20 protein-coding genes and 1 tRNA gene are annotated in these 18190 nt (G+C 34.8%); 10 read left to right on the forward strand and 11 right to left on the reverse strand.

The window, feature by feature from the left end:
* Nucleotides 1–5 precede the first annotated feature (5 nt).
* Both O5633_RS00455 and O5633_RS00460 read right to left on the reverse strand, forming a co-directional pair.
* Nucleotides 6–176 (reverse strand): hypothetical protein, encoded by a 171-nt coding sequence (locus tag O5633_RS00455; protein WP_011295219.1) that lies wholly within the window; start codon nt 174–176, stop codon nt 6–8.
* A gap of 335 nt (nt 177–511) precedes the next feature.
* Nucleotides 512–598: transfer RNA gene (locus O5633_RS00460), tRNA-Ser, on the reverse strand.
* A 200-nt stretch (nt 599–798) separates the two neighbouring features.
* Between O5633_RS00460 and O5633_RS00465 the strand changes: the two genes are divergently transcribed.
* Complete coding sequence (locus O5633_RS00465) at nt 799–993, forward strand: hypothetical protein (RefSeq protein WP_011293625.1); 195 nt, start codon at nt 799–801, stop codon at nt 991–993.
* A gap of 52 nt (nt 994–1045) precedes the next feature.
* Here the strand turns inward: O5633_RS00465 and O5633_RS00470 are convergent, their stop codons facing one another.
* A complete protein-coding gene (locus O5633_RS00470; RefSeq protein ID WP_269610039.1) occupies nt 1046–1309 on the reverse strand; it encodes an RNA recognition motif-containing protein in 264 nt (87 codons plus the stop codon).
* A gap of 160 nt (nt 1310–1469) precedes the next feature.
* Nucleotides 1470–3806 (reverse strand): ribonucleoside-triphosphate reductase, adenosylcobalamin-dependent, encoded by a 2337-nt coding sequence (nrdJ, locus tag O5633_RS00475; protein ID WP_269611369.1) that lies wholly within the window; start codon nt 3804–3806, stop codon nt 1470–1472.
* Nucleotides 3807–3918: 112 nt separating this feature from the next.
* On the opposite strand from nrdJ, the gene O5633_RS00480 reads away from it, so the two are divergent.
* Genes O5633_RS00480 through O5633_RS00490 form a run of 3 tightly spaced genes read left to right on the forward strand, consistent with a single transcriptional unit; the run spans nt 3919 to nt 7050 of the window.
* Nucleotides 3919–4602 (forward strand): class I SAM-dependent methyltransferase, encoded by a 684-nt coding sequence (locus O5633_RS00480; protein WP_269610040.1) that lies wholly within the window; start codon nt 3919–3921, stop codon nt 4600–4602.
* 36 nt (nt 4603–4638) lie between these two features.
* Nucleotides 4639–6306 carry a peptide chain release factor 3 gene (locus O5633_RS00485; protein ID WP_269610041.1) on the forward strand — a complete coding sequence of 556 codons (1668 nt, stop codon included), beginning with the start codon at nt 4639–4641 and terminating at the stop codon, nt 6304–6306.
* Nucleotides 6307–6360: 54 nt separating this feature from the next.
* The gene (locus tag O5633_RS00490; protein WP_269610042.1) at nt 6361–7050 is read left to right on the forward strand and encodes a CPP1-like family protein; all 690 of its coding nucleotides are present in this window, start codon (nt 6361–6363) and stop codon (nt 7048–7050) included.
* A gap of 4 nt (nt 7051–7054) precedes the next feature.
* Here O5633_RS00490 and hslO read toward each other — a convergent pair whose 3' ends face one another.
* Nucleotides 7055–7954, reverse strand: coding sequence for an Hsp33 family molecular chaperone HslO (hslO, locus tag O5633_RS00495; protein ID WP_269610044.1), 900 nt, complete (start codon nt 7952–7954; stop codon nt 7055–7057).
* Between the two features lie 16 nt (nt 7955–7970).
* A complete protein-coding gene (locus O5633_RS00500) occupies nt 7971–8597 on the reverse strand; it encodes an ABC transporter ATP-binding protein (RefSeq protein WP_269610045.1) in 627 nt (208 codons plus the stop codon).
* 115 nt (nt 8598–8712) lie between these two features.
* On the opposite strand from O5633_RS00500, the gene O5633_RS00505 reads away from it, so the two are divergent.
* The 3 genes from O5633_RS00505 to O5633_RS00515 all read left to right on the forward strand — a co-directional run bounded on the left by O5633_RS00505 (nt 8713) and on the right by O5633_RS00515 (nt 10740).
* A complete protein-coding gene (locus O5633_RS00505; RefSeq protein ID WP_269610046.1) occupies nt 8713–9162 on the forward strand; it encodes a DUF3531 family protein in 450 nt (149 codons plus the stop codon).
* Nucleotides 9163–9168: 6 nt separating this feature from the next.
* A complete protein-coding gene (locus O5633_RS00510; protein ID WP_269610048.1) occupies nt 9169–9933 on the forward strand; it encodes a 16S rRNA (uracil(1498)-N(3))-methyltransferase in 765 nt (254 codons plus the stop codon).
* A gap of 63 nt (nt 9934–9996) precedes the next feature.
* Entirely contained in the window at nt 9997–10740 is a 744-nt protein-coding gene (locus O5633_RS00515; RefSeq protein WP_269610050.1) for a TIGR00297 family protein, read from the forward strand.
* Between the two features lie 5 nt (nt 10741–10745).
* Here O5633_RS00515 and O5633_RS00520 read toward each other — a convergent pair whose 3' ends face one another.
* From O5633_RS00520 to O5633_RS00540, 5 genes are read right to left on the reverse strand one after another with little or no spacing between them, the layout of a single operon-like run.
* The gene (locus O5633_RS00520) at nt 10746–11393 is read right to left on the reverse strand and encodes a GDSL-type esterase/lipase family protein (protein WP_269610051.1); all 648 of its coding nucleotides are present in this window, start codon (nt 11391–11393) and stop codon (nt 10746–10748) included.
* 24 nt (nt 11394–11417) lie between these two features.
* A complete protein-coding gene (locus O5633_RS00525) occupies nt 11418–12968 on the reverse strand; it encodes a PhnE/PtxC family ABC transporter permease (protein ID WP_269610052.1) in 1551 nt (516 codons plus the stop codon).
* A gap of 6 nt (nt 12969–12974) precedes the next feature.
* Nucleotides 12975–13709 (reverse strand): ATP-binding cassette domain-containing protein, encoded by a 735-nt coding sequence (locus O5633_RS00530; RefSeq protein WP_269610053.1) that lies wholly within the window; start codon nt 13707–13709, stop codon nt 12975–12977.
* Nucleotides 13706–14617 (reverse strand): putative selenate ABC transporter substrate-binding protein, encoded by a 912-nt coding sequence (locus tag O5633_RS00535; RefSeq protein ID WP_269610054.1) that lies wholly within the window; start codon nt 14615–14617, stop codon nt 13706–13708. The genes O5633_RS00530 and O5633_RS00535 overlap by 4 nt, the downstream gene beginning before the upstream one ends.
* Nucleotides 14618–14645: 28 nt before the next feature.
* Nucleotides 14646–15824 (reverse strand): pyridoxal phosphate-dependent aminotransferase, encoded by a 1179-nt coding sequence (locus tag O5633_RS00540; protein ID WP_269610055.1) that lies wholly within the window; start codon nt 15822–15824, stop codon nt 14646–14648.
* A 91-nt stretch (nt 15825–15915) separates the two neighbouring features.
* Between O5633_RS00540 and O5633_RS00545 the strand changes: the two genes are divergently transcribed.
* The 3 genes from O5633_RS00545 to ispG are packed head-to-tail and all read left to right on the forward strand — an operon-like array spanning nt 15916 to nt 18165.
* Nucleotides 15916–16329 carry a lactoylglutathione lyase gene (locus O5633_RS00545; RefSeq protein WP_269610056.1) on the forward strand — a complete coding sequence of 138 codons (414 nt, stop codon included), beginning with the start codon at nt 15916–15918 and terminating at the stop codon, nt 16327–16329.
* On the forward strand, nt 16326–16892 hold the full coding sequence (locus tag O5633_RS00550; protein WP_269610057.1) for a uracil-DNA glycosylase: 567 nt from the start codon (nt 16326–16328) through the stop codon (nt 16890–16892). Before O5633_RS00545 ends, O5633_RS00550 begins: the two co-directional genes overlap by 4 nt.
* Before the next feature lie 49 nt (nt 16893–16941).
* Nucleotides 16942–18165: a (E)-4-hydroxy-3-methylbut-2-enyl-diphosphate synthase gene (ispG, locus tag O5633_RS00555; RefSeq protein WP_269610058.1), complete on the forward strand. Its 1224-nt coding sequence runs from the start codon at nt 16942–16944 to the stop codon at nt 18163–18165.
* Nucleotides 18166–18190 lie beyond the last annotated feature (25 nt).

The following is an 18190-nucleotide window of genomic DNA, read 5'->3' on the forward strand; positions in this document are numbered from 1 at the left end:
AGGATTCAGAGTTGGTCTCTTTCAAATGTTTTTGTTATTTCTTTTAGAAATTCAACTATTTGGATATTTGTATACCCAAGCTCAGTTCTAAGCCCTTTGCATGAAGAGGTAATCTCTTTCCAAATATCAGCTCTTACGATAGCTTCTCTGTCTTTTAAGTAACGCTCTTCTTTCATTTTAATTTAATTATGTAAGGTATGGGTTCCTGAGTTTTTTAAGAAAACCAACCTAGTAAAGCTTAAAGATTTACTAGGTTGGTTCGATTGATATCAGATCGGTGTCTTAAAAATCTAAAAAAACCTACAATTCGAAATACATTAACGAAAAAATAGATAAATCATGAGAATTATGGAATTCTAATAGGTATTAAATATTTGATTTACTTATATATGTATTCACGAAAATAAATCGTTTTTAAGGTTCGTTGATTGATTTACCTTATATATGGGTTCTTTTTAAATTAGTAGGGACAAGTATTTAATTAAATACCTCCAAACTCCCCGACAAGGAACGGAGAGTGGGGGATTCGAACCCCCGATGGAGTTGCCCCCATGCTAGTTTTCAAGACTAGAGCCATAAACCACTCGACCAACTCTCCACTAGAAATCTTACCTTATTAAGTTCTGAAATCTTAAAAAAATTGCTCAAACAATAATTTCATCCCTATTTGCTATTAACTCAGTTTTAAGGAGCATCCTTGTAGACCTTTAAAAATTTCAGAACCTATAGATTCTCTGTATGGATAAATGTCAATGAGATTATTTGTGCAATAATTTCAGACATTGGTAAAACACATTCATGGCAAGCAACAAGAGCCCACAATCTCGTTTCCTTGGAGACCTCCCTATGGAGGGGGGTATTAGTCAAAAAGAGAAATATCGTTATGTAGCTCATTTGATGTTTTTTATAGGATGCGCGCTGTTTTCTTTTGGGATTTGGGCTCTCTCAGGCTTTACTGCTTCAAGCGGAGCATCAGGACCATTTCCTTTCTAAAAATGAGAGGAAGATATAATTGATTATGGATTAGTAGATCTAAATAAAAAAATTATTGAACAGATAACTTATTTATAGTATTTTCTCTGTCTTCAATAAGTGTTAGCAGCCACTTAGATCCTAAGGCTCTGGAAATACTTCTGTTTTTTAATAGTTCACAAATTCTTTTATAAAGTTTTTCAGATTCAATATTGGAATTGAACCATTTCTCGAATTTGAGAATTTCATCTGGGTTTTGACAAGCTCTCAGTTGATCAATAAGTGCATCATTAGTACTTGTTCCTCTTAGCTTTAATGGTTTATTAGTCGTAGTCATTTAAATTTTAAGGACACAAGACATATTTAATAGTTAGCTAAATTTTCTAATTTGGACAATTATCTTTAAAACTTCTTTGAAAAAGTAAACTTATTTGATTAGTTCAGTAACTTCTTTAGGTTGGTACTAAAATACCCTACTCAAGCTTGAATGGCTTCTCTTAAGATGGTTTAGCTAGTGGGAGTAAGCATTTATCAGAATCGCAACCTGCTGGACCTGCTTCAGTAAGCTCCCCTTGATCATATCGACTAAGAGCATCAAAGAAATCACAATTTTCTCTTCTTTTTATGACCTCTGATTGCAGTTTTGTGTAGCATTCTTCGTCAATAGGTTCAAAAGGAAGTCTGGGGAAGGTTGCATTTGCATCAAACCTTGCAAGCAAGGCAGCTGAAATATAACCTTTATTTTCATTAATTGAGCTATGAAGAGCTTTAGCTAACTCCTCTATCTCATTCTCTCTGAATTCAATTGTGGCAGAGGTGTTGTGGTCTGTGTAGTTTGTTTGAACTTGCATATAAAAATCAAATTGTGCAAGAGCTGAGAAGTTATTGATATCTATTTCATCAGCACCAGGGATGTTTGCCCAACTTACCTCGGTCGGTATTTCAACTAGCCACTCAGTACATTTTGGATCAAATGGATTGTCTAGTAACTTTCCATTTTCATCTTTATCTGATTGAGAAGGAACGATTGTGTATCCATAATCCATGCAAGCTAATGCAACTGGATCGTTCTTCCTAAAAGTAATTCTTCTAATAAAACGCTGAGCTTTTGGCGGATGCCAACCTGGTGAAGCCCCTGTTAGAAGACTCTTTGTACCAGCAGGCTGAACTGTTGTACAACGACTTGGACGGCGGATATTATGTCTATCACAATAATCAAATACTGTATCGTTGACGATCTTCCTCCATCGACTCAAAAAAGTAGCTTCTTTGAGTTTGAAATCCTTTCCTTCTTTTGTGTCAGGTCGTCCGGCTTCCCACCATTTTAACCAGGGTGTCCCAAATGCATGAACAAAAAAGTCAAAAAGTCCTGTGAAGCTAACCCCAACAATGGGATCCCATTCCCGACTTTTTCTGTATCGCTCTACTTCAAATCGATGGTTAAGGAGACAAGCAACTGACAAAGCTGCTGCTTTAAAGGCATCTTCTTGTTGATTTATGTCTAATGGATCAATTTGATTAAGATGGATTTCTGCAAGATTACAGTGAAAATCTGAGCCTAAAATTTCACCGCAAGGATTAAGACCATATCTACTTAGTCTGTGAAAAAGTTCTTTATCATCAAATGGACCGTAATTTGATTGAATCCATTTGGAGGCCTCCTCTTTTCCTTGATCACAGTAGATATCTATAAATTCATTCCTTAGTTCTACTGTTGATAGTATGTCTGCATTAGAGCGAGCAATTGCTTCTGGTGCAAATTGAATGGCTCCTTCTCCTGAATGAAATTGCTTAATAACGGCTTCGACAAGAACTTTTAATTCAGGCTTGGTATGGTAAACACGAGTATGGTTGGCCATTCTTAAGGCATCCTTTTCTGGGTCAATACTCCAATTCCCATCTGAGTCTTGCTTCCATAAATTTTCTTTAGCGCCAGCAGCTTCTAAATCTTGCGAAGAAAATTGACGCATACCTGCACTTCTTCTGATATTGCCAGCAACGATTGTGACGGCTGCCTCGTCTATTAAAAGACAACATTCAATAGAGGTTAGTTTTCTTCCAATTGCTTTATTTAAAAGTTTTGTAACACGAGGATATAAATCTTTGAGTTTGACTGGGTTTGCCATTCCTCCGAACCCTTTTAGCGATTCACCTGCTGGCCTTACATCTTTTAAATCAATGGATACATTAATTACTTTAGAATTAAAACTATCGTCACTACTTAATTCAAGAATTTTTTGATAGCTATCAACCCATCCACGTCTACTATCTCCAACTTTTATAAGTACATTGTTTTCTTGAATAGAGAATGTCGTTTTTTCATTTCTCTCTTTAGAGGGTGTTAATCCAATATCGGAAACACTTTGAATATTTATTGTATTAAGAACCTCTGGGAGTTGATCAATAAAGTGAGGTTCGATTATTGCTCCTGTTCCACAACCCATCATGGCTAAATCCATCATGAGTCCAAAGGCTTGCCAATCAACAAGATTTGTTGAGGTGCAATTGTAGGCTCCAGAAAAATTCTTTTCTTTCTCAATCCATTCTGTTCCGCCTATCCAAAGCCATCTTCCTGAGGGAAGAGCTTTTTTCTCCTGTTGCATTCTTTTCATTAAATTTATTTCTGTTTCGTTTAATCCACCAAGCTCTTTTAGACCATCAAGGTTTCTTTTATTTACTTGTTCCCAGCTTTCACGACCTGCTGGAAGTTTTCTACTATATGTTCTGTAAAAGACAGGATTAGCTGCAGGTGCAGTTATTGGAAAATCAGTCGAAACATTTTTTTTCCCCGATGCTGAATTATTGGTTTCGGGCTGGCTTGTTGCGATTGTCAAAATCTTTGTATCCCTTGGTAAGTACCACGGTAACGCCATGTATAGCGTTAGCAAGTTTTTTTAACACCATCTACAGGGCTCCAAGGGAGAAAACAAATTTTTTCTTTTATTTATGAAGAGAACACCTGAACCTGAACTCATGCAAAGCCCTTCGCAGGTAAGGGCTTATGCAGATGCGGATTTCTCTAGAAGCGATTCAATGGTTGTTAAATCTCTTGAAAAATATTTAACAAAAATAGGAAGAACTCTTAATAATAATGATTTGATTTTTGATATTGGATGTGGACCTGGGAATATTGCGGAGAGAATTGCTGAAAATTGGCCCTTTGTAAAAGTTGTGGGGATTGATGGCTCAAAGGGAATGTTACATGAAGCAGAAAAAAAACTTTCTAACAACCTTACTAAGAATCTTACTTATGAATTGATTGAAATTAATTCATTGGCCACAGGTGAAATAGATTTTCCTCTTAAGGCTGATGTCCTAGTAAGTAATAGCGCCTTACATCATTTTCATGATCCTTCTAGGTTTTGGGGTGCATTAAAAAAACTAGGTAAAACTAAGTGTATTCATATTCATCGTGATTTAATAAGGCCTCCTTCTCTAGAAAAAGCATTTGATATAAAAGAAAAACATCTTTTAAATTCTCCAGAAATTCTAAAAAAGGATTTTTATGCATCTCTTAAAGCATCATTTACAGTTAATGAAGTAACTCAACAAATACTTGATGCAGGGTTATCTCAATTAGAGGTTTTTCAAATTGATGAGCTTTATTTTGAGATTATTGGGTGTATTTAATCTTTTTCCTGAACAATTGAACAACCAAAAAAAATAATGAAATCAACTCCTCAAGACAAGACTAATTTAGATCTTAATCAAGAAGAAGAATTAACTGTATCTTTAAGTAAGGAGGTTGGTAAAAGAAGAAATTTTGCAATTATTTCCCACCCTGATGCAGGGAAAACTACTCTGACAGAAAAACTTTTACTTTATGGTGGAGCTATTCAACAAGCAGGAGCAGTAAAAGCAAGAGGAGAACAGAGAAAAGTTACTTCTGATTGGATGGAGCTTGAAAAACAAAGAGGCATATCAATTACATCAACTGTTTTACAATTTGCTTATAAAGATAAGACGATAAATCTATTAGACACTCCTGGTCACCAAGACTTCTCGGAAGATACTTATAGGACACTTGCAGCTGCTGATAATGCTGTAATGCTTGAAGATGCGGCAAAAGGTCTTGAACCTCAAACAAGGAAGCTTTTTGAGGTTTGCAGAATGCGTCAAATCCCAATATTTACATTCATCAATAAGATGGATAGACCTGGTCAAGAACCTCTGGAATTATTAGATGAGATTGAGTCTGAATTAGGATTATCAACTTTTGCAGTAAATTGGCCAATAGGGAGTGGTGAGTTTTTTAGAGGTGTTGTTGAGCGTTCAACCAAGGAAGTTGTTTTATTTTCTAGAGCGGAACGAGGAAAGCAATCTAGTGAAATTCGTTTAAAAATTAATGATCCTGAACTTAAAAACTTAGTAGAAGAAGAACTATTGATAAAAGCACTAGAAGAGATTGAGATCCTGGATGAGGCTGGTTGTGACTTGAATCAAGAATTAATCTTATCTGGCGATTTAACCCCTGTGTTTTTTGGATCTGCAATGACCAATTTCGGGGTTAGGCCATTTTTAGATAATTTTCTTGAGCTATCTCAGGGACCCGTTGCTCGAAATAGCTTTGATGGCCCAATCGTTCCTACAAGAGAATCATTTAGTGGATTTGTATTTAAATTACAAGCAAATATGGATCCAAAACATAGGGATAGAGTTGCCTTCGTGCGGGTATGCAGTGGGACGTTTAAAAAAGATATGACAGTTCAACATGCTAGGACGGGTAAACAAATCAGGCTGTCAAGGCCCCAAAAGATTTTTGGCCAAGATAGGTCTGTTGTTGATGATGCTTACCCTGGTGATGTTATTGGTTTGAATAATCCAGGGATGTTTTCTATAGGAGATACATTATTTATCGGACCGAGAGTTGAATTCGAGGGCATCCCATGTTTTAGCCCTGAGATATTTAGTTGGTTGAGAAATCCAAATCCCTCAGCTTTTAAGAACTTTAGGAAAGGGGTTAATGAATTAAGAGAGGAGGGGGCAGTCCAAATTCTTTACGATAAAGATCAAAGCAAAAGAGATCCAATTTTGGCCGCTGTTGGTCAGCTTCAGCTTGAGGTAGTACAACATAGACTTTCTAGTGAATATGGAGTAGAAACCAGGCTTGAACCAATGGGTTATCAAGTGGCTAGATGGGTAAAAGGGGGATGGCCCGCTTTAGAGGAGGTTGGGAGAATTTTTAATTGCAAAACGGTTCAGGACGCCTGGCTTAGACCAGTACTGCTTTTTAAAAATGAATGGAATCTAAATCAGTTAAAGGAAGATCATCCTGAAATGGAATTAAACTCAGTTGCTCCTGTTGTAAGTGGTGTTGATCCTGTTTCACTCTAAAATATATTAAAATCTAATCAATAAAGAGAGCTCATAAATCTTTTTTGAAAATCTATGGATCCTGGCACTAATTCACAATCAAATTCGAACTCACAAGATCCATATTTAATACTTGGAATAAATGAGGGTGCAAGTTTTGATGCTATTCAAGAAGCAAGGGACAAAAAGTTAATTGAGGCAGGAGAAGACCAAATCACTAAAGCAAAAATAGAAGCTGCCTATGATTCGTTGCTAATGGTAAGTCTTAAGTCAAGACAACTTGGTAATGCAAGTAACGAGGCAATAACTGCATCAAAGAAAGAAAATGATGAAAAGAAAGTAGGTGAAATAAGACCTGGTTCTCTTCTCACTAAGTTGAAAAATTTAAATCTTCCTAAATATCAGGCATCAAAATCTAACTTTTTACCAAGATTAGAGTTGCCCTCTGGACAAGAATTAAATATAAGAATTTCTCTTGGAATATTGACTTTTTTACTTGTTTTAATTGTGCCTTCTGAAAGTGTTGAATTAATACTTTCATTTTCAACAATAGGCTTATTCATTAGTCAGGCTCGTAGAGGTAGGCCTTTCTTTTCCTCTATCCTCTGGTGCATTCTTCTTCTTAGTATTGGACTCCTATCTGGTGCATTGCTTCTGGGAGGTGCTCAATCATTTATCGATAACGCTGGATCATTGTCTTCAGATAAATTTGAGGCGATACCCGCAGTGTTTTTACTTTGGTTAGGAGTGATTTTTCTTGATTAATCCTTTAATCGATTAAAGATATCAATTCATCCTCGTTAACAAGATAAACATTTTTGCAGAATTGACATGTAAGTTCTGCTTTCCCATCCTCCTTTATCATTTCCTGAAGTTCTTTTTTTCCCAATATTTTCAATGCTGATAAGCTTCTTTCTTTTGAGCATCTACATTTAAAACGAACTGCTTGAGATGTGCTAATAATATCGGAATGTGATTGATCAAGATCAGGAAAAATTTCTTCAATTAGAGAAATAAGGTTAGTCCCTTTTTTCTTTAATAATTCACTAAAAGAGTTGATTTCTTTACATCGATCTTCAAGCAGGGCTATCAATGAATAGTCTCGTTCTGCTTTGGGTAGTATTTGTGCTAAAAGTCCTCCACTACAAACTATTCCACCCTGATTAATTCTTTCTCCAACAAACACAGCTGATGGAGTTTGTTCAGAATGTAATAAATAGGAAGCTATGTCTTCACCTATACCTCCATTAATTAATTCAACTGTGCTGTTGTGCGGCTCACCTTTACCATCATCTCTAATAACGTGAAGATAGCCAATACCTGTAGCTTTTTTAAAATCAAATGTATAGTGATTGGTTTTATTTTTAATTAGGTCTAATTCCAGACTTGGATCGCCAACATAACCTCTCACACTTCCATCTCTACCCGCATCAATAGTTAATCCTTTTAGTGGTCCATTTGAGCTTATCCTCAAAGTCACCCTTCCATGATTTACCTTCATTGAGCTTGCAAGCAATAGGCTTGCACTCATGGCCCTACCTACAATTGCAGAAGTTAAATATGAAAGAGAATGTCTTTCTTTTGCTTCTTTTGTTGATTCAGTTGTTGATACGGCGACTAGCCTTATCCCTCCTTTCGCAGCAGTAGCTCTAACTAGTAAATCTGTCATTGATTAGTTGAATTGTTTACTCAGGGATAAGTTGACCATTGTGCAACTCATAATTGTCGGCATTCAAATTTTTAAAAAGTTCGGGTTCATGTGTCACTATTAAAATAGTTTGCTTGTATTTAAGCTTTGAGAGTAACTCTATAATTCCGTTTCTCACTGACCAATCTAAACCTGCTGTTGGCTCGTCCAATAAAAGTACTTTTGGATTCCTTAATAGTTGAACAGCAATCGCTAGTCGTCGTTGTTGTCCTCCACTAAGAGATTCTGGCGGCTTCTTTAAATCTAAGTTGATCAACCCCACTTTTGTGAGAGCTGAAATTTGTTCTTCAGTCGTTAACCTCTTATGTCCAAGACGTAATTCTTGAGCTACCGATAATCCAAGAAAATATCTTTCTGGAAATTGAAAAACTAATCCGCATAACCACCTGCGCTGGCGTGCACTTAGAATTTTGTTGAACCATGTTATCTCTCCTTTTTGATATCCCGATAGACCGCTAATGATTTCTACCAATGTAGTTTTTCCACTTCCACTGGGCCCTCTAACTATTGTGATTTTTCCAGTATTTGATTTTAAACACAAATCTCTTAGGATTGGTTTCTCTGCTGTTGAGGGATGGTAATAAATATTTTTTAAACTAAGCATTCTTTTTTATTGAGGCTTTGATCAATTAAATAAAGATTTTTAAATTTTCTTTAATCAATTTACATTAGATTATGTTTGATATCTTTTAGTTTTTCTTTTTTAAGATCTATTGTTTATGGAAGTTCGATTTCGTGAAGTTGATCCTTTCAATTGTTGGATATGGCTTAGATATTCAGAGGTCCCAGGTAAGGGAGAAAAAGAATACGTCGATGGTATTTTTGATTCTTGGTATGTGCTAGGCAGACTTGGGGGATTTAATTCTGAAAATTTGCAAACGCATGAAATGGGTTCTGATGTCAGTTGGATGAGCTATGAAAATGACAATACATCCTCTAGTCTTTCATCATTAATGCATAATCTTGGAGAATTTGAATTTAATGAGTGTTGGGCTAGATGTTGGGTCGATTTTGGTACTTCTGACCTCATCGCAATTGATGTTTTGATAAATGTACTAAAACAAATGGATGTTGATATTGTGAAAATAGAAGAACTAATTATCGGAGGAGTCAATCAAGATTGGCCAGTAGAAGAACATCCTGATGCAATTTTTTCTTCTATAGATTAATTTTCTATGGCTGAGAAAAGAAGATTATTTATAAATCCAAATCGATTAAGTAATGAAATCGATTCAAATGGAGAGTTGATATTGACCTCTAATGAATCACATTATTTATCTAGGGTTATGAGGATGAAATCGGAAGATCTTTTAGAGGTTATTGATGGAAAAGGTCATCTTTGGTCCGCAAAAATCGTTGAAAAAAAAACTATAAGACTTACCAATGGTTTTGATAAACCTCTTCAAGTCGTTTCAAGAGAGAGACCATTAATAGGCATTGCTGTAGTTATTCCTAAAAAGGGGTTTGAAACTTTTTTGCAAATGAGTTGTGAGATAGGAGTTGACATTATTCAACCATTAATTTCAAAACGATCAGTAGTTAAAGAATGCAATAACGAAAAAATTATTAGATTTCAAAAGATTATTCATGAAGCCGTTGAGCAATCTGAAAGGCTCTGGAGTCCAGAACTAATGCAGGCATTGACATTTCCCAATTGGATAAATGATTTGCCTTCCGAAGCTCAAATAGGATTTGCCACAACACGCATTCAAAACTTGCAAGATTGTGTAAATTGGTTAAAAGAAACACCACATAAAGTCAATCAAGTTTGGGTGGTGGTTGGCCCAGAGGGAGGCTGGAATAAAGATGAAGAGGCATTAGCTTTTGACTCTGGCTTGTCTGGGGTATCTATGGGAGAAACTATTTTGAGGACATCAACAGCTGCCGTAAGTGCCTGTCAGTTAATGACTTCATGGAGAAGACTTAAATCATCCCTTTAAGATTGAATATTTTTGATCATAAAACCGTCTATTGTTTAGAAATAGGCATGCTGGTTATGAACGATGGCTAACTTCTCTTCTATAAGCGGTATTTGGATTAATGCTTTTTTGATTAATTTCTTGTTGATATTTGTAGGACATAGGCTTCCATTTTTAACTAAGAAAGGATGGATTCATGCTGGAATACTTGGAACACTTTTATTAGGATCTATTGGTTGGAATGGTTGGATATCAGTTTGTGTCTATCTCTTGTTGGGAACTTTAGTTACAAAAATTGGATACAAAAATAAGGCTTCCCGAGGGATTGCTGAAGCAAGAGGTGGTCAACGTGGCCCTGAAAATGTATGGGGGTCTGCAGCAACAGGTTGCTCACTCGCCTTATTAAGTTGTCTTTGGCCAAATTTTTTAAATTTATTCATGGTAGGTTTTGCTTCTAGTTTCAGTGCAAAACTTTCCGATACCTTTTCAAGTGAAATTGGTAAAAGATTTGGTAAAAGAACTTTTCTAATTACGACTTTAAAGTCAGTATCACCAGGAACAGAGGGGGCAATAAGTATCGAAGGTTCAATGGCTGGTTTGTTAGGAAGTTTTATTATGACTGTTTTTATGCTTAATCTATCGATTATTTCTGGACTATCTGTTGCTTTTATAGTCTTCTTCTCTGGTTATTTAGCAACATTTTTGGAAAGTTATATTGGAGCAGTAGTTCAAAATAAGATTGATTGGATGACTAATGAATTAGTTAATTCTATCCAGACATCTATAGCCGCTATTATTTCTATCTTTTTATATTTGAAGTTTGTTTGAAATGTTTATTTTAAATCAGCCCAATTCTTCAGTGCTGGCCATTCGCTAATTTGGCCATAAATCCATTTATGCCCCTTAGTATTTAGATGTATTCCATCTGATGAGAGTAATTCTTTAAATGATAATAGGTTGATCATTTTCTCATGGATAGATAAAAACGGAACATTTAATTCTAAGCAAGTTTCTTCAATTTTATTTTCATATTTAGAGCAAGCTTGATTTGAATACCAAAGACATTCTGCAAAAGGCATTGAGTCTTCATTAACAGGTGTTAACCCAAGAACCATTATATGTACTTCATTCTTAATTTCGTTTACTAATTGTTTTAAGCCAAATTTAAAAGCATCTTCGGAAAGTTGGGGCCTGCCATCTTTTCTTCCAATTCTAGCTGTATCATTTAATCCAATTGATAGCAAAATACCTTCAGGAACTTTTCTCCTTAACTCTCCCCTTGATGCCCACTCATTCTTATATCTTATAGCAACTTTCTCTAATCCATCTCCTCTTATTCCAAGAGAATAAATGATAGGTGCACCATCTAGATTTAACCAGTTTTGTCTTAATCTCTCAGACCATCCCCCTCCCTCTAGATCTCCCCATCCGTAAACCCCACTATCTCCAATTATGATTAATTTTTTCTGATATTTATTCATAAGTCAATATGTTGAATAAAATAACTAACTAATGAAATTGTTGGTTGAATTCTTTAACCAATAATTTTGAGAAGTGTTAAATAAAAATTCTCCTGACATTGTTAATAAAGAGAAAGTAGCAGTTATTATCATGACTTGTGCCCAATCGAATGAACTTAGTGATTCCTGTAATTGCCACCCTAATCCTACTCCTCCAACTGCACCTATAATTGCTGTTTCCTTTAGAATTACGTCAATTCTATATGCTCCATAAGCTAAGTAACTATTACTTTGGGGGGCTAATATTCCATAAAGTGTTGCTGATTTCTTGCTTGAACCATTGCTTTTAATTGCTCGATAAATATTTTTATCTTGATTTAGTATATTATCTGTAAGTAATCTTCCCATGACACCCATATGTGTAATTCCTAGTGATAATGCGGCTACAGATATATTAGGATTAGTAAAAAGAAGAATAAGTATAGTGGTCAATGGAGGAGGTATCAATCTAAAGAAGATCCAAATAAGATTTTGAACTTTTAGAGAGAATTTGCCTGGGAATAATACTAGTAAAAATGGAGGTGTCCCTATTGCAATCCCAGACGCGAAAAAAGTTATTAAAATTGTTGTAATGATTAGTTTAAAAAGAGGTAAGGTATTAAATCCATTTCTTATCTCTACGAATGAAGGTAAATTTAAATACGAAAAGCTTAATGGAGTAAATATCTCAAAATTTAGATTATAAAGCCAACTAATACCTAATGATAGAGATAGTGAAAATATTGAGATTGAAATTAAGAAAGAATTTTTAAAACTAATATTTTCAGATAAATAACTTCTTAAATATCTTATAAATTTCTCTAATAAAATCATAACTAACCAAAGCATCCACAAACAAGTCCACATTTCATTGAACTCAAAGGATTTTAAAGTTAGATATAGTTCTGTTCCTATACCTCCTAATCCAAATATCCCAAGTAATGTTACACCTCTAATTGCACATTCAAATCTGTAATTTCCATATGTAGATACAATAGGTATTAACTTTGGTAGTAGAATAGTTATAAATGAGCTTATAACATTAGATCCAGTTTTCTTAATTGCTATTAGAGGTTGTATGTCAAAACTATCTAGTTGCTCTGAAATTACTCTTGCTGTTAAGGCTGAATAGGGAATGACTATAGATATAATGGCCACCCAAATATTCAAACCTAAAATTTGTATAAATAGCAGGCCCCAGACTACTTCATGTATTGATCTTGGAATTGCTAATGAGTATTTTATGAATTTACCTAAATAAGAAAATTTAGGAATACTTTTCCAAAATAAATCTGTAGATAGTACACCTAAAAGAATTCCAATAAGCATACTTATAACCCAGCTGGTTAAAGCAGTAGCAATTGTTATTTGAAGTCCTTCCCATGCGCTTTTAACTACTTCTTGATTGAACGATGGTTTTATTGCTGATCTTATGAATAGAAATATGATATTTAGACCCCCAATATGAAATCCTTTGATGATTTCTATGAGAATGGGAATGTAGGCTATTGATGGGATTAATGTTAATAAAGTTGATACTGGTTTTATTAATTTCATTGTGAATTAAAATAACAAATCAAGCTCTGATTGATTGATATTATGAATTTCTCTATCTATTACAATCTCTCCATCTTTTAACCCAATAACTCTATTGAAATTATTTATTAAATTAATTTGGTGAAGACTTATAAGTATGGTCTCAGGGATTTTAATTCTAAGATAATTTTTTTGATTAATAAATAAATTTAAGATATTTTCTGATAATACAGGGTCTAAATTTGAGAAAGGTTCGTCTCCAAGAAGAATCTCTGGTTCTTGTCTTAAAAGACGTGCAATTGCTATTCTTTTTTTTTGCCCACCAGAAAGTTTATTTATATAGGAATAAATAGTTTTTTCTGGCAGAGAGACTGCTGCTAGACATTCTTGGCATAAACCTTTATCTAAGACTCCGAGGAGATTTTTTAAAGCCCATATGAAATTGTGTTTACCTAGTGCACCGCAGTTTATATTCTGAGCGACATTTAGCTCTTCTATTAAAGATAAATCCTGCCATATAGTTCCTATTTTTGACGACTGAATATTTGAAATATTGTTAATGTGAGAACCTTTCCATATTACATCCCCTTCGTTTGGGATTAGTGATCCATTCGCGATCGAGATTAATGTACTTTTGCCAGAGCCACTCTTGCCAATAAGCGCTATCTTCTCACCTTGATTTATTGTTAAATTAATATCTTTTACTCTAATACTTTCTTTACTGCTATGGCTTATATTCTTTAATTCTAGTAACTTAGTCACTTAATCTTTCCAATTTTTCTAGCTACCTTTTCTATTTTATTATAATTCTCATTTTTTGATATTATAAATTTCTTTGCGCTAAATAAGTCGAGAATTTGTTTTTGTTTTTTTGACTTTTCATTGAAACGTAAAAATATATTTGTAAGCTCTTTCGTAAAGCCTTTTTTGAACTTTTTATCTAGGTTCCCTTGAGCAAGCCAATGATAATTATGATAAGAAGGAGTCTTCCAAATCACAAAGACTTTTGAGGGGTCCACGCGTCCTCTAGCAAGATTTCTCTTCCATACTTCTTCGCTAAGAGCACCTGCCTCATATGAACCACTTTGCACAAGGATTAATGTTGAATCGTGGCTACCACTAAAGCCTGGGCTTGCACCTTTGAAATCTTTAAGTTGAACACCTGCTTTGTTTAAAAAATATTGTGGCATCAATCTTCCTGATGTTGAACTTTCAGAGCCAAAAGTAAAACGCTTGCCTTTTAGTGTTTTTAAGTCATTTATGTTATTTATTTTTTGGATTGAACTTTTCTTGTTTGCAATAAAAATACTATGGAATTTTTCATCAATATCTCTTTGAGCTATTACCTTGGATCCATTGCTTTGATGTCTTGCTTGTACACCCGTTAAAGCACCGAACCATACTAAATCTAAATTCCCGGTCCTAAAAGCTGTTACAGCTGCAGCATAATTAGTAACTGGTTTATAACGGACTTGAACATTGAGCTGCTCGCTTAATTCAGAGGATAATACTTTATATAGACGATTCAGGTGCTCTGGGTTTTGATCTGGTATCGCCCCAATACGAAGTATTTCCTCTGCTTTTAATGAACCAATATTAGATAAATTAAATATTGATAAAAGAGCAATAGTTATTTTCGTGAACTTGATTGATCTTGGCGCTTGATTCATTTTTTTTTTTTTTTTTTTTTTTTTTTTTTTAAAATTGATTTAATAGTCTTTCTAACCTATCAACTCCATCCTTGATCATTTCATTTGAAGATGCATATGAGATTCTTATGCATTTGTCATCTCCAAAAGCAATCCCTGGAACTATTGCTAGGCCAACCTTTTCTAGTGCCAATTTACAGAAACTTATTGAATCGATATCCTCTAGATTAATTTCTGGGAAAACATAGAAAGCTCCAGTGGGAGGGACAAAAGAAATATTTTTTATTTTTTTTAGTCTTTCTGTTATCAATAACCTCCTTTTGTTATAAATTTCTGCCATTTCATGAACGCAATCTTTTGAGCCCTGAAGTGCGGCAATAGCTCCTTTTTGAGCAAAACTGCATACATTGCTTGTACTTTGACTTTGTAAAGCAATGGCTTTCTTTATTACCTCTGTATTTCCTGTTAGGTATCCAATCCTCCAGCCAGTCATTGCCCAAGCCTTGGCAAAACCGTTGACTGTGAAAATTCTATTTTTTAAATCGGGTGCTATTTTTGCAAAACTGTGATGAACTTGATTTGGAGAAATAAGAAATTCATAAATCTCATCACTCATTAAAAAAATTCTTGGATGTCTTCTTAAAAACTCAGAAATAGTATTCATTTCTTGCTCGGTTAAAACGCAGCCTGTTGGATTACTTGGAGAGTTGATAATTAATAACCTTGTTTTTTCAGTTACGTTTTCTTCTAGAGAATTGATATCTATTTTGAAATTATCTTTAGTTGAAGATTTAATTTTAATTGGCTTGGCACCAGCTAAAAGGGTTATCTCTGGATAACTAAGCCAATATGGTGCAGGTATGAGGACTTCATCTCCAGGATTTAAAACTACTTGAAATAAATTGTATATTGCTTGTTTCCCTCCATTTGTTACCAAAACATTGTCTGTTTTTGTGGGAACTTTATTAATATTTGATTGCTTTTGGGCAATGGCTTCTCTTAATTCTGGATCTCCAGCAGCAGGTCCATAACGAGTTTTTCCATCTTTTAATGCTTTTAGAGTGGCATCGATAATAAATCCTGGGGTATCGAAATCAGGTTCTCCAGCGCTTAAACTACAAATGTTTTTTCCTTCAGCTTTTAAAGCCTTAGCTTTTGCGCTGATCTCAAGAGTTAGAGAAGGTTTTATTGAGAGAGCTCTTGTAGATATCTGTGATTTTTCAGTCATCTTCGAAGCATAACTTCAAAATGTATTTCTTAGATTCACTTTTAAAGTGAATTGATCCTATTACAAATTTACTACTTAATCAGATACTTGCATGCCTTTGATGAACATAAACTTTGTAATTGCCTCTAAAAACCCTAAAGAATTGTCTGGATTTTATGCCAAAATCAACTCTGACAAGGCATGCAAAGGTTTTAACGCTTCTCATTATTTTATTTCGTTAAGTAATCGATCCAAAATACATTTTTATCGACCTAATGAGAATCATGAATGGCAAAGGAAAGGAAATTCAACCTCATTATGTTTTCAAGGTGAACCTTCTGAAGATCCATCAAAAATGATTGAAACGTGGATTTCTGAGATATTAAAAATAGGAGGTAGTGTTATGGGCATAACAAAATTGGCAAACTTTGGAGCTGAACAATGGATTCTTGATCCAGAAGGTAATAAATTCTTGATTTTAGTGCCGTACCTTTCAAAAGGATCAGATTTGGATGCTCTGATGTGAAAAAAAATAGCGCTCCTGATAAAGAATTTTCTGAAGTTTGTAATTTCAGCAATTCCAAAAACAAAATTGTTGTATCTAGGGGTAACCCTTTCGCTAAGTTGATGATTGTTGGTGAGGCTCCAGGAGCAAAGGAGCAGGAGTTAGGAGAGCCTTTTGTGGGAAGGTCTGGAAAGCTACTTGATAAGTTGCTTCAAAATGCAGGAATCGATATCAGCCTAGATGTTTATTTTTGCAACGTGGTCAAATGTAGACCTCCAAAAAATAGACGCCCAACAAAGACAGAAATCCAAGAAAATCTTCCCTGGTTATATCAACAAATCAAACTTGTAAATCCAGAAATTATACTTCTTGTTGGTGCTACAGCCTTACAAGCAATTTTGAAAAATAAGTCCCCTATAAGCATTCTCAGGGGTAAATGGATTAATTGGGATGGAAGACTTGTTATGCCTATTTTTCATCCAGCTTATTTACTTAGAAATCAATCAAAAGAGGAAGGATCTCCAATGAGTTTAACTAAATTGGATTTTTTAAAAATCAAAGAAAAAATTGATACTTTAAAATAGCCCTCAAATATGTCATTCTTGTTTATTAAAGAGGCTCAATTGTTAACCCATGATTGCGACCCTGGAAAAAGATAAGAAAGAAAATAATGTTTCACAGCGTTATAGCACCAGAATTATTCGTAGAGATACTAGACCTGTAATGGTTGGAGATATTGGCATAGGAGGGGATAATCCAGTTCGTGTTCAGTCGATGATTAATGAAGATACGATGGATATTGAGGGTTCAACTGCCGCAATTAGAAGATTGCATGAAATAGGATGTGAGATTGTTAGATTAACGGTTCCCACTCTTGCAAGTGCAAAAGCTGTTGGAGAAATAAAAAAACTTCTAGCTAGTACTTATCAACCAGTTCCATTAGTAGCGGATGTTCACCACAATGGAATGAAAATAGCTTTAGAGGTTGCTAAGCATGTAGATAAAGTTCGTATCAATCCAGGATTATTTGTTTTTGAAAGACCTGATCCAAATAGAACAGAATTTACTGACGCGGAAATAAAAGCAACTAAAGATAAGATTATTCAGAAATTTGAACCAATTGTTAATACTTTAAAAGAGCAAAATAAGGCACTTAGGATAGGAGTTAATCATGGATCATTAGCAGAGAGAATGTTATTTGCATATGGAGATACACCTTTTGGGATGGTTGAATCAGCCATGGAATTTATTCGAATTTGTGATTCATTAGACTTTCACAATATTGTAGTTTCAATGAAGGCTTCTAGACCTCCTGTCATGCTCGCTGCTTACAGAATGATGGCTGATACTATGGATAAAGAGGGATTTAATTATCCTTTGCATTTGGGTGTAACTGAAGCTGGTGATGGAGATTATGGGAGAATAAAAAGTACTGCTGGAATCGGAACATTATTATCAGAGGGGATTGGAGACACAATACGAGTTTCCCTTACTGAGGCACCAGAGAAGGAAATACCGGTTGCTTATTCAATTCTGCAAGCAGTTGGACTGAGAAAAACTATGGTCGAATATATTAGTTGCCCTAGCTGCGGTAGAACATTATTTAACTTAGAAGAAGTTGTGGCAAAAGTTAGAGCAGCTACCATCCATTTGACAGGACTAGATATAGCAGTGATGGGTTGTATCGTTAATGGACCTGGAGAGATGGCAGATGCAGACTATGGTTATGTAGGTAAAGGTGTTGGAACGATTGCGCTTTATAGAAATAGAGATGAAATCAAGAGGGTACCTGAGGATGAAGGAGTTCAGGCCTTAGTTGATTTAATTAAAGAAGATGGTAAATGGGTAGACCCTTAAAAACAGAATATAAATTTTAATTGTT

The organism is Prochlorococcus marinus str. MIT 1013, from assembly GCF_027359395.1.
GTDB classification, from domain to species: Bacteria; Cyanobacteriota; Cyanobacteriia; order PCC-6307; family Cyanobiaceae; genus Prochlorococcus_B; species Prochlorococcus_B marinus_E.

Bases quoted from the DNA above. Each gene is read 5' to 3' on its own strand.
- O5633_RS00455 (WP_011295219.1), bottom strand. From the start codon at position 176: ATGAAAGAAGAGCGTTACTTAAAAGACAGAGAAGCTATCGTAAGAGCT.
- O5633_RS00465 (WP_011293625.1), top strand. From the start codon at position 799: ATGGCAAGCAACAAGAGCCCACAATCTCGTTTCCTTGGAGACCTCCCT.
- O5633_RS00470 (WP_269610039.1), bottom strand. From the start codon at position 1,309: ATGACTACGACTAATAAACCATTAAAGCTAAGAGGAACAAGTACTAAT.
- O5633_RS00480 (WP_269610040.1), top strand. From the start codon at position 3,919: ATGAAGAGAACACCTGAACCTGAACTCATGCAAAGCCCTTCGCAGGTA.
- O5633_RS00485 (WP_269610041.1), top strand. From the start codon at position 4,639: ATGAAATCAACTCCTCAAGACAAGACTAATTTAGATCTTAATCAAGAA.
- O5633_RS00490 (WP_269610042.1), top strand. From the start codon at position 6,361: ATGGATCCTGGCACTAATTCACAATCAAATTCGAACTCACAAGATCCA.
- hslO (WP_269610044.1), bottom strand. From the start codon at position 7,954: ATGACAGATTTACTAGTTAGAGCTACTGCTGCGAAAGGAGGGATAAGG.
- O5633_RS00500 (WP_269610045.1), bottom strand. From the start codon at position 8,597: ATGCTTAGTTTAAAAAATATTTATTACCATCCCTCAACAGCAGAGAAA.
- O5633_RS00505 (WP_269610046.1), top strand. From the start codon at position 8,713: ATGGAAGTTCGATTTCGTGAAGTTGATCCTTTCAATTGTTGGATATGG.
- O5633_RS00510 (WP_269610048.1), top strand. From the start codon at position 9,169: ATGGCTGAGAAAAGAAGATTATTTATAAATCCAAATCGATTAAGTAAT.
- O5633_RS00515 (WP_269610050.1), top strand. From the start codon at position 9,997: ATGGCTAACTTCTCTTCTATAAGCGGTATTTGGATTAATGCTTTTTTG.
- O5633_RS00520 (WP_269610051.1), bottom strand. From the start codon at position 11,393: ATGAATAAATATCAGAAAAAATTAATCATAATTGGAGATAGTGGGGTT.
- O5633_RS00525 (WP_269610052.1), bottom strand. From the start codon at position 12,968: ATGAAATTAATAAAACCAGTATCAACTTTATTAACATTAATCCCATCA.
- O5633_RS00535 (WP_269610054.1), bottom strand. From the start codon at position 14,617: ATGAATCAAGCGCCAAGATCAATCAAGTTCACGAAAATAACTATTGCT.
- O5633_RS00540 (WP_269610055.1), bottom strand. From the start codon at position 15,824: ATGACTGAAAAATCACAGATATCTACAAGAGCTCTCTCAATAAAACCT.
- O5633_RS00545 (WP_269610056.1), top strand. From the start codon at position 15,916: ATGCCTTTGATGAACATAAACTTTGTAATTGCCTCTAAAAACCCTAAA.
- ispG (WP_269610058.1), top strand. From the start codon at position 16,942: ATGATTGCGACCCTGGAAAAAGATAAGAAAGAAAATAATGTTTCACAG.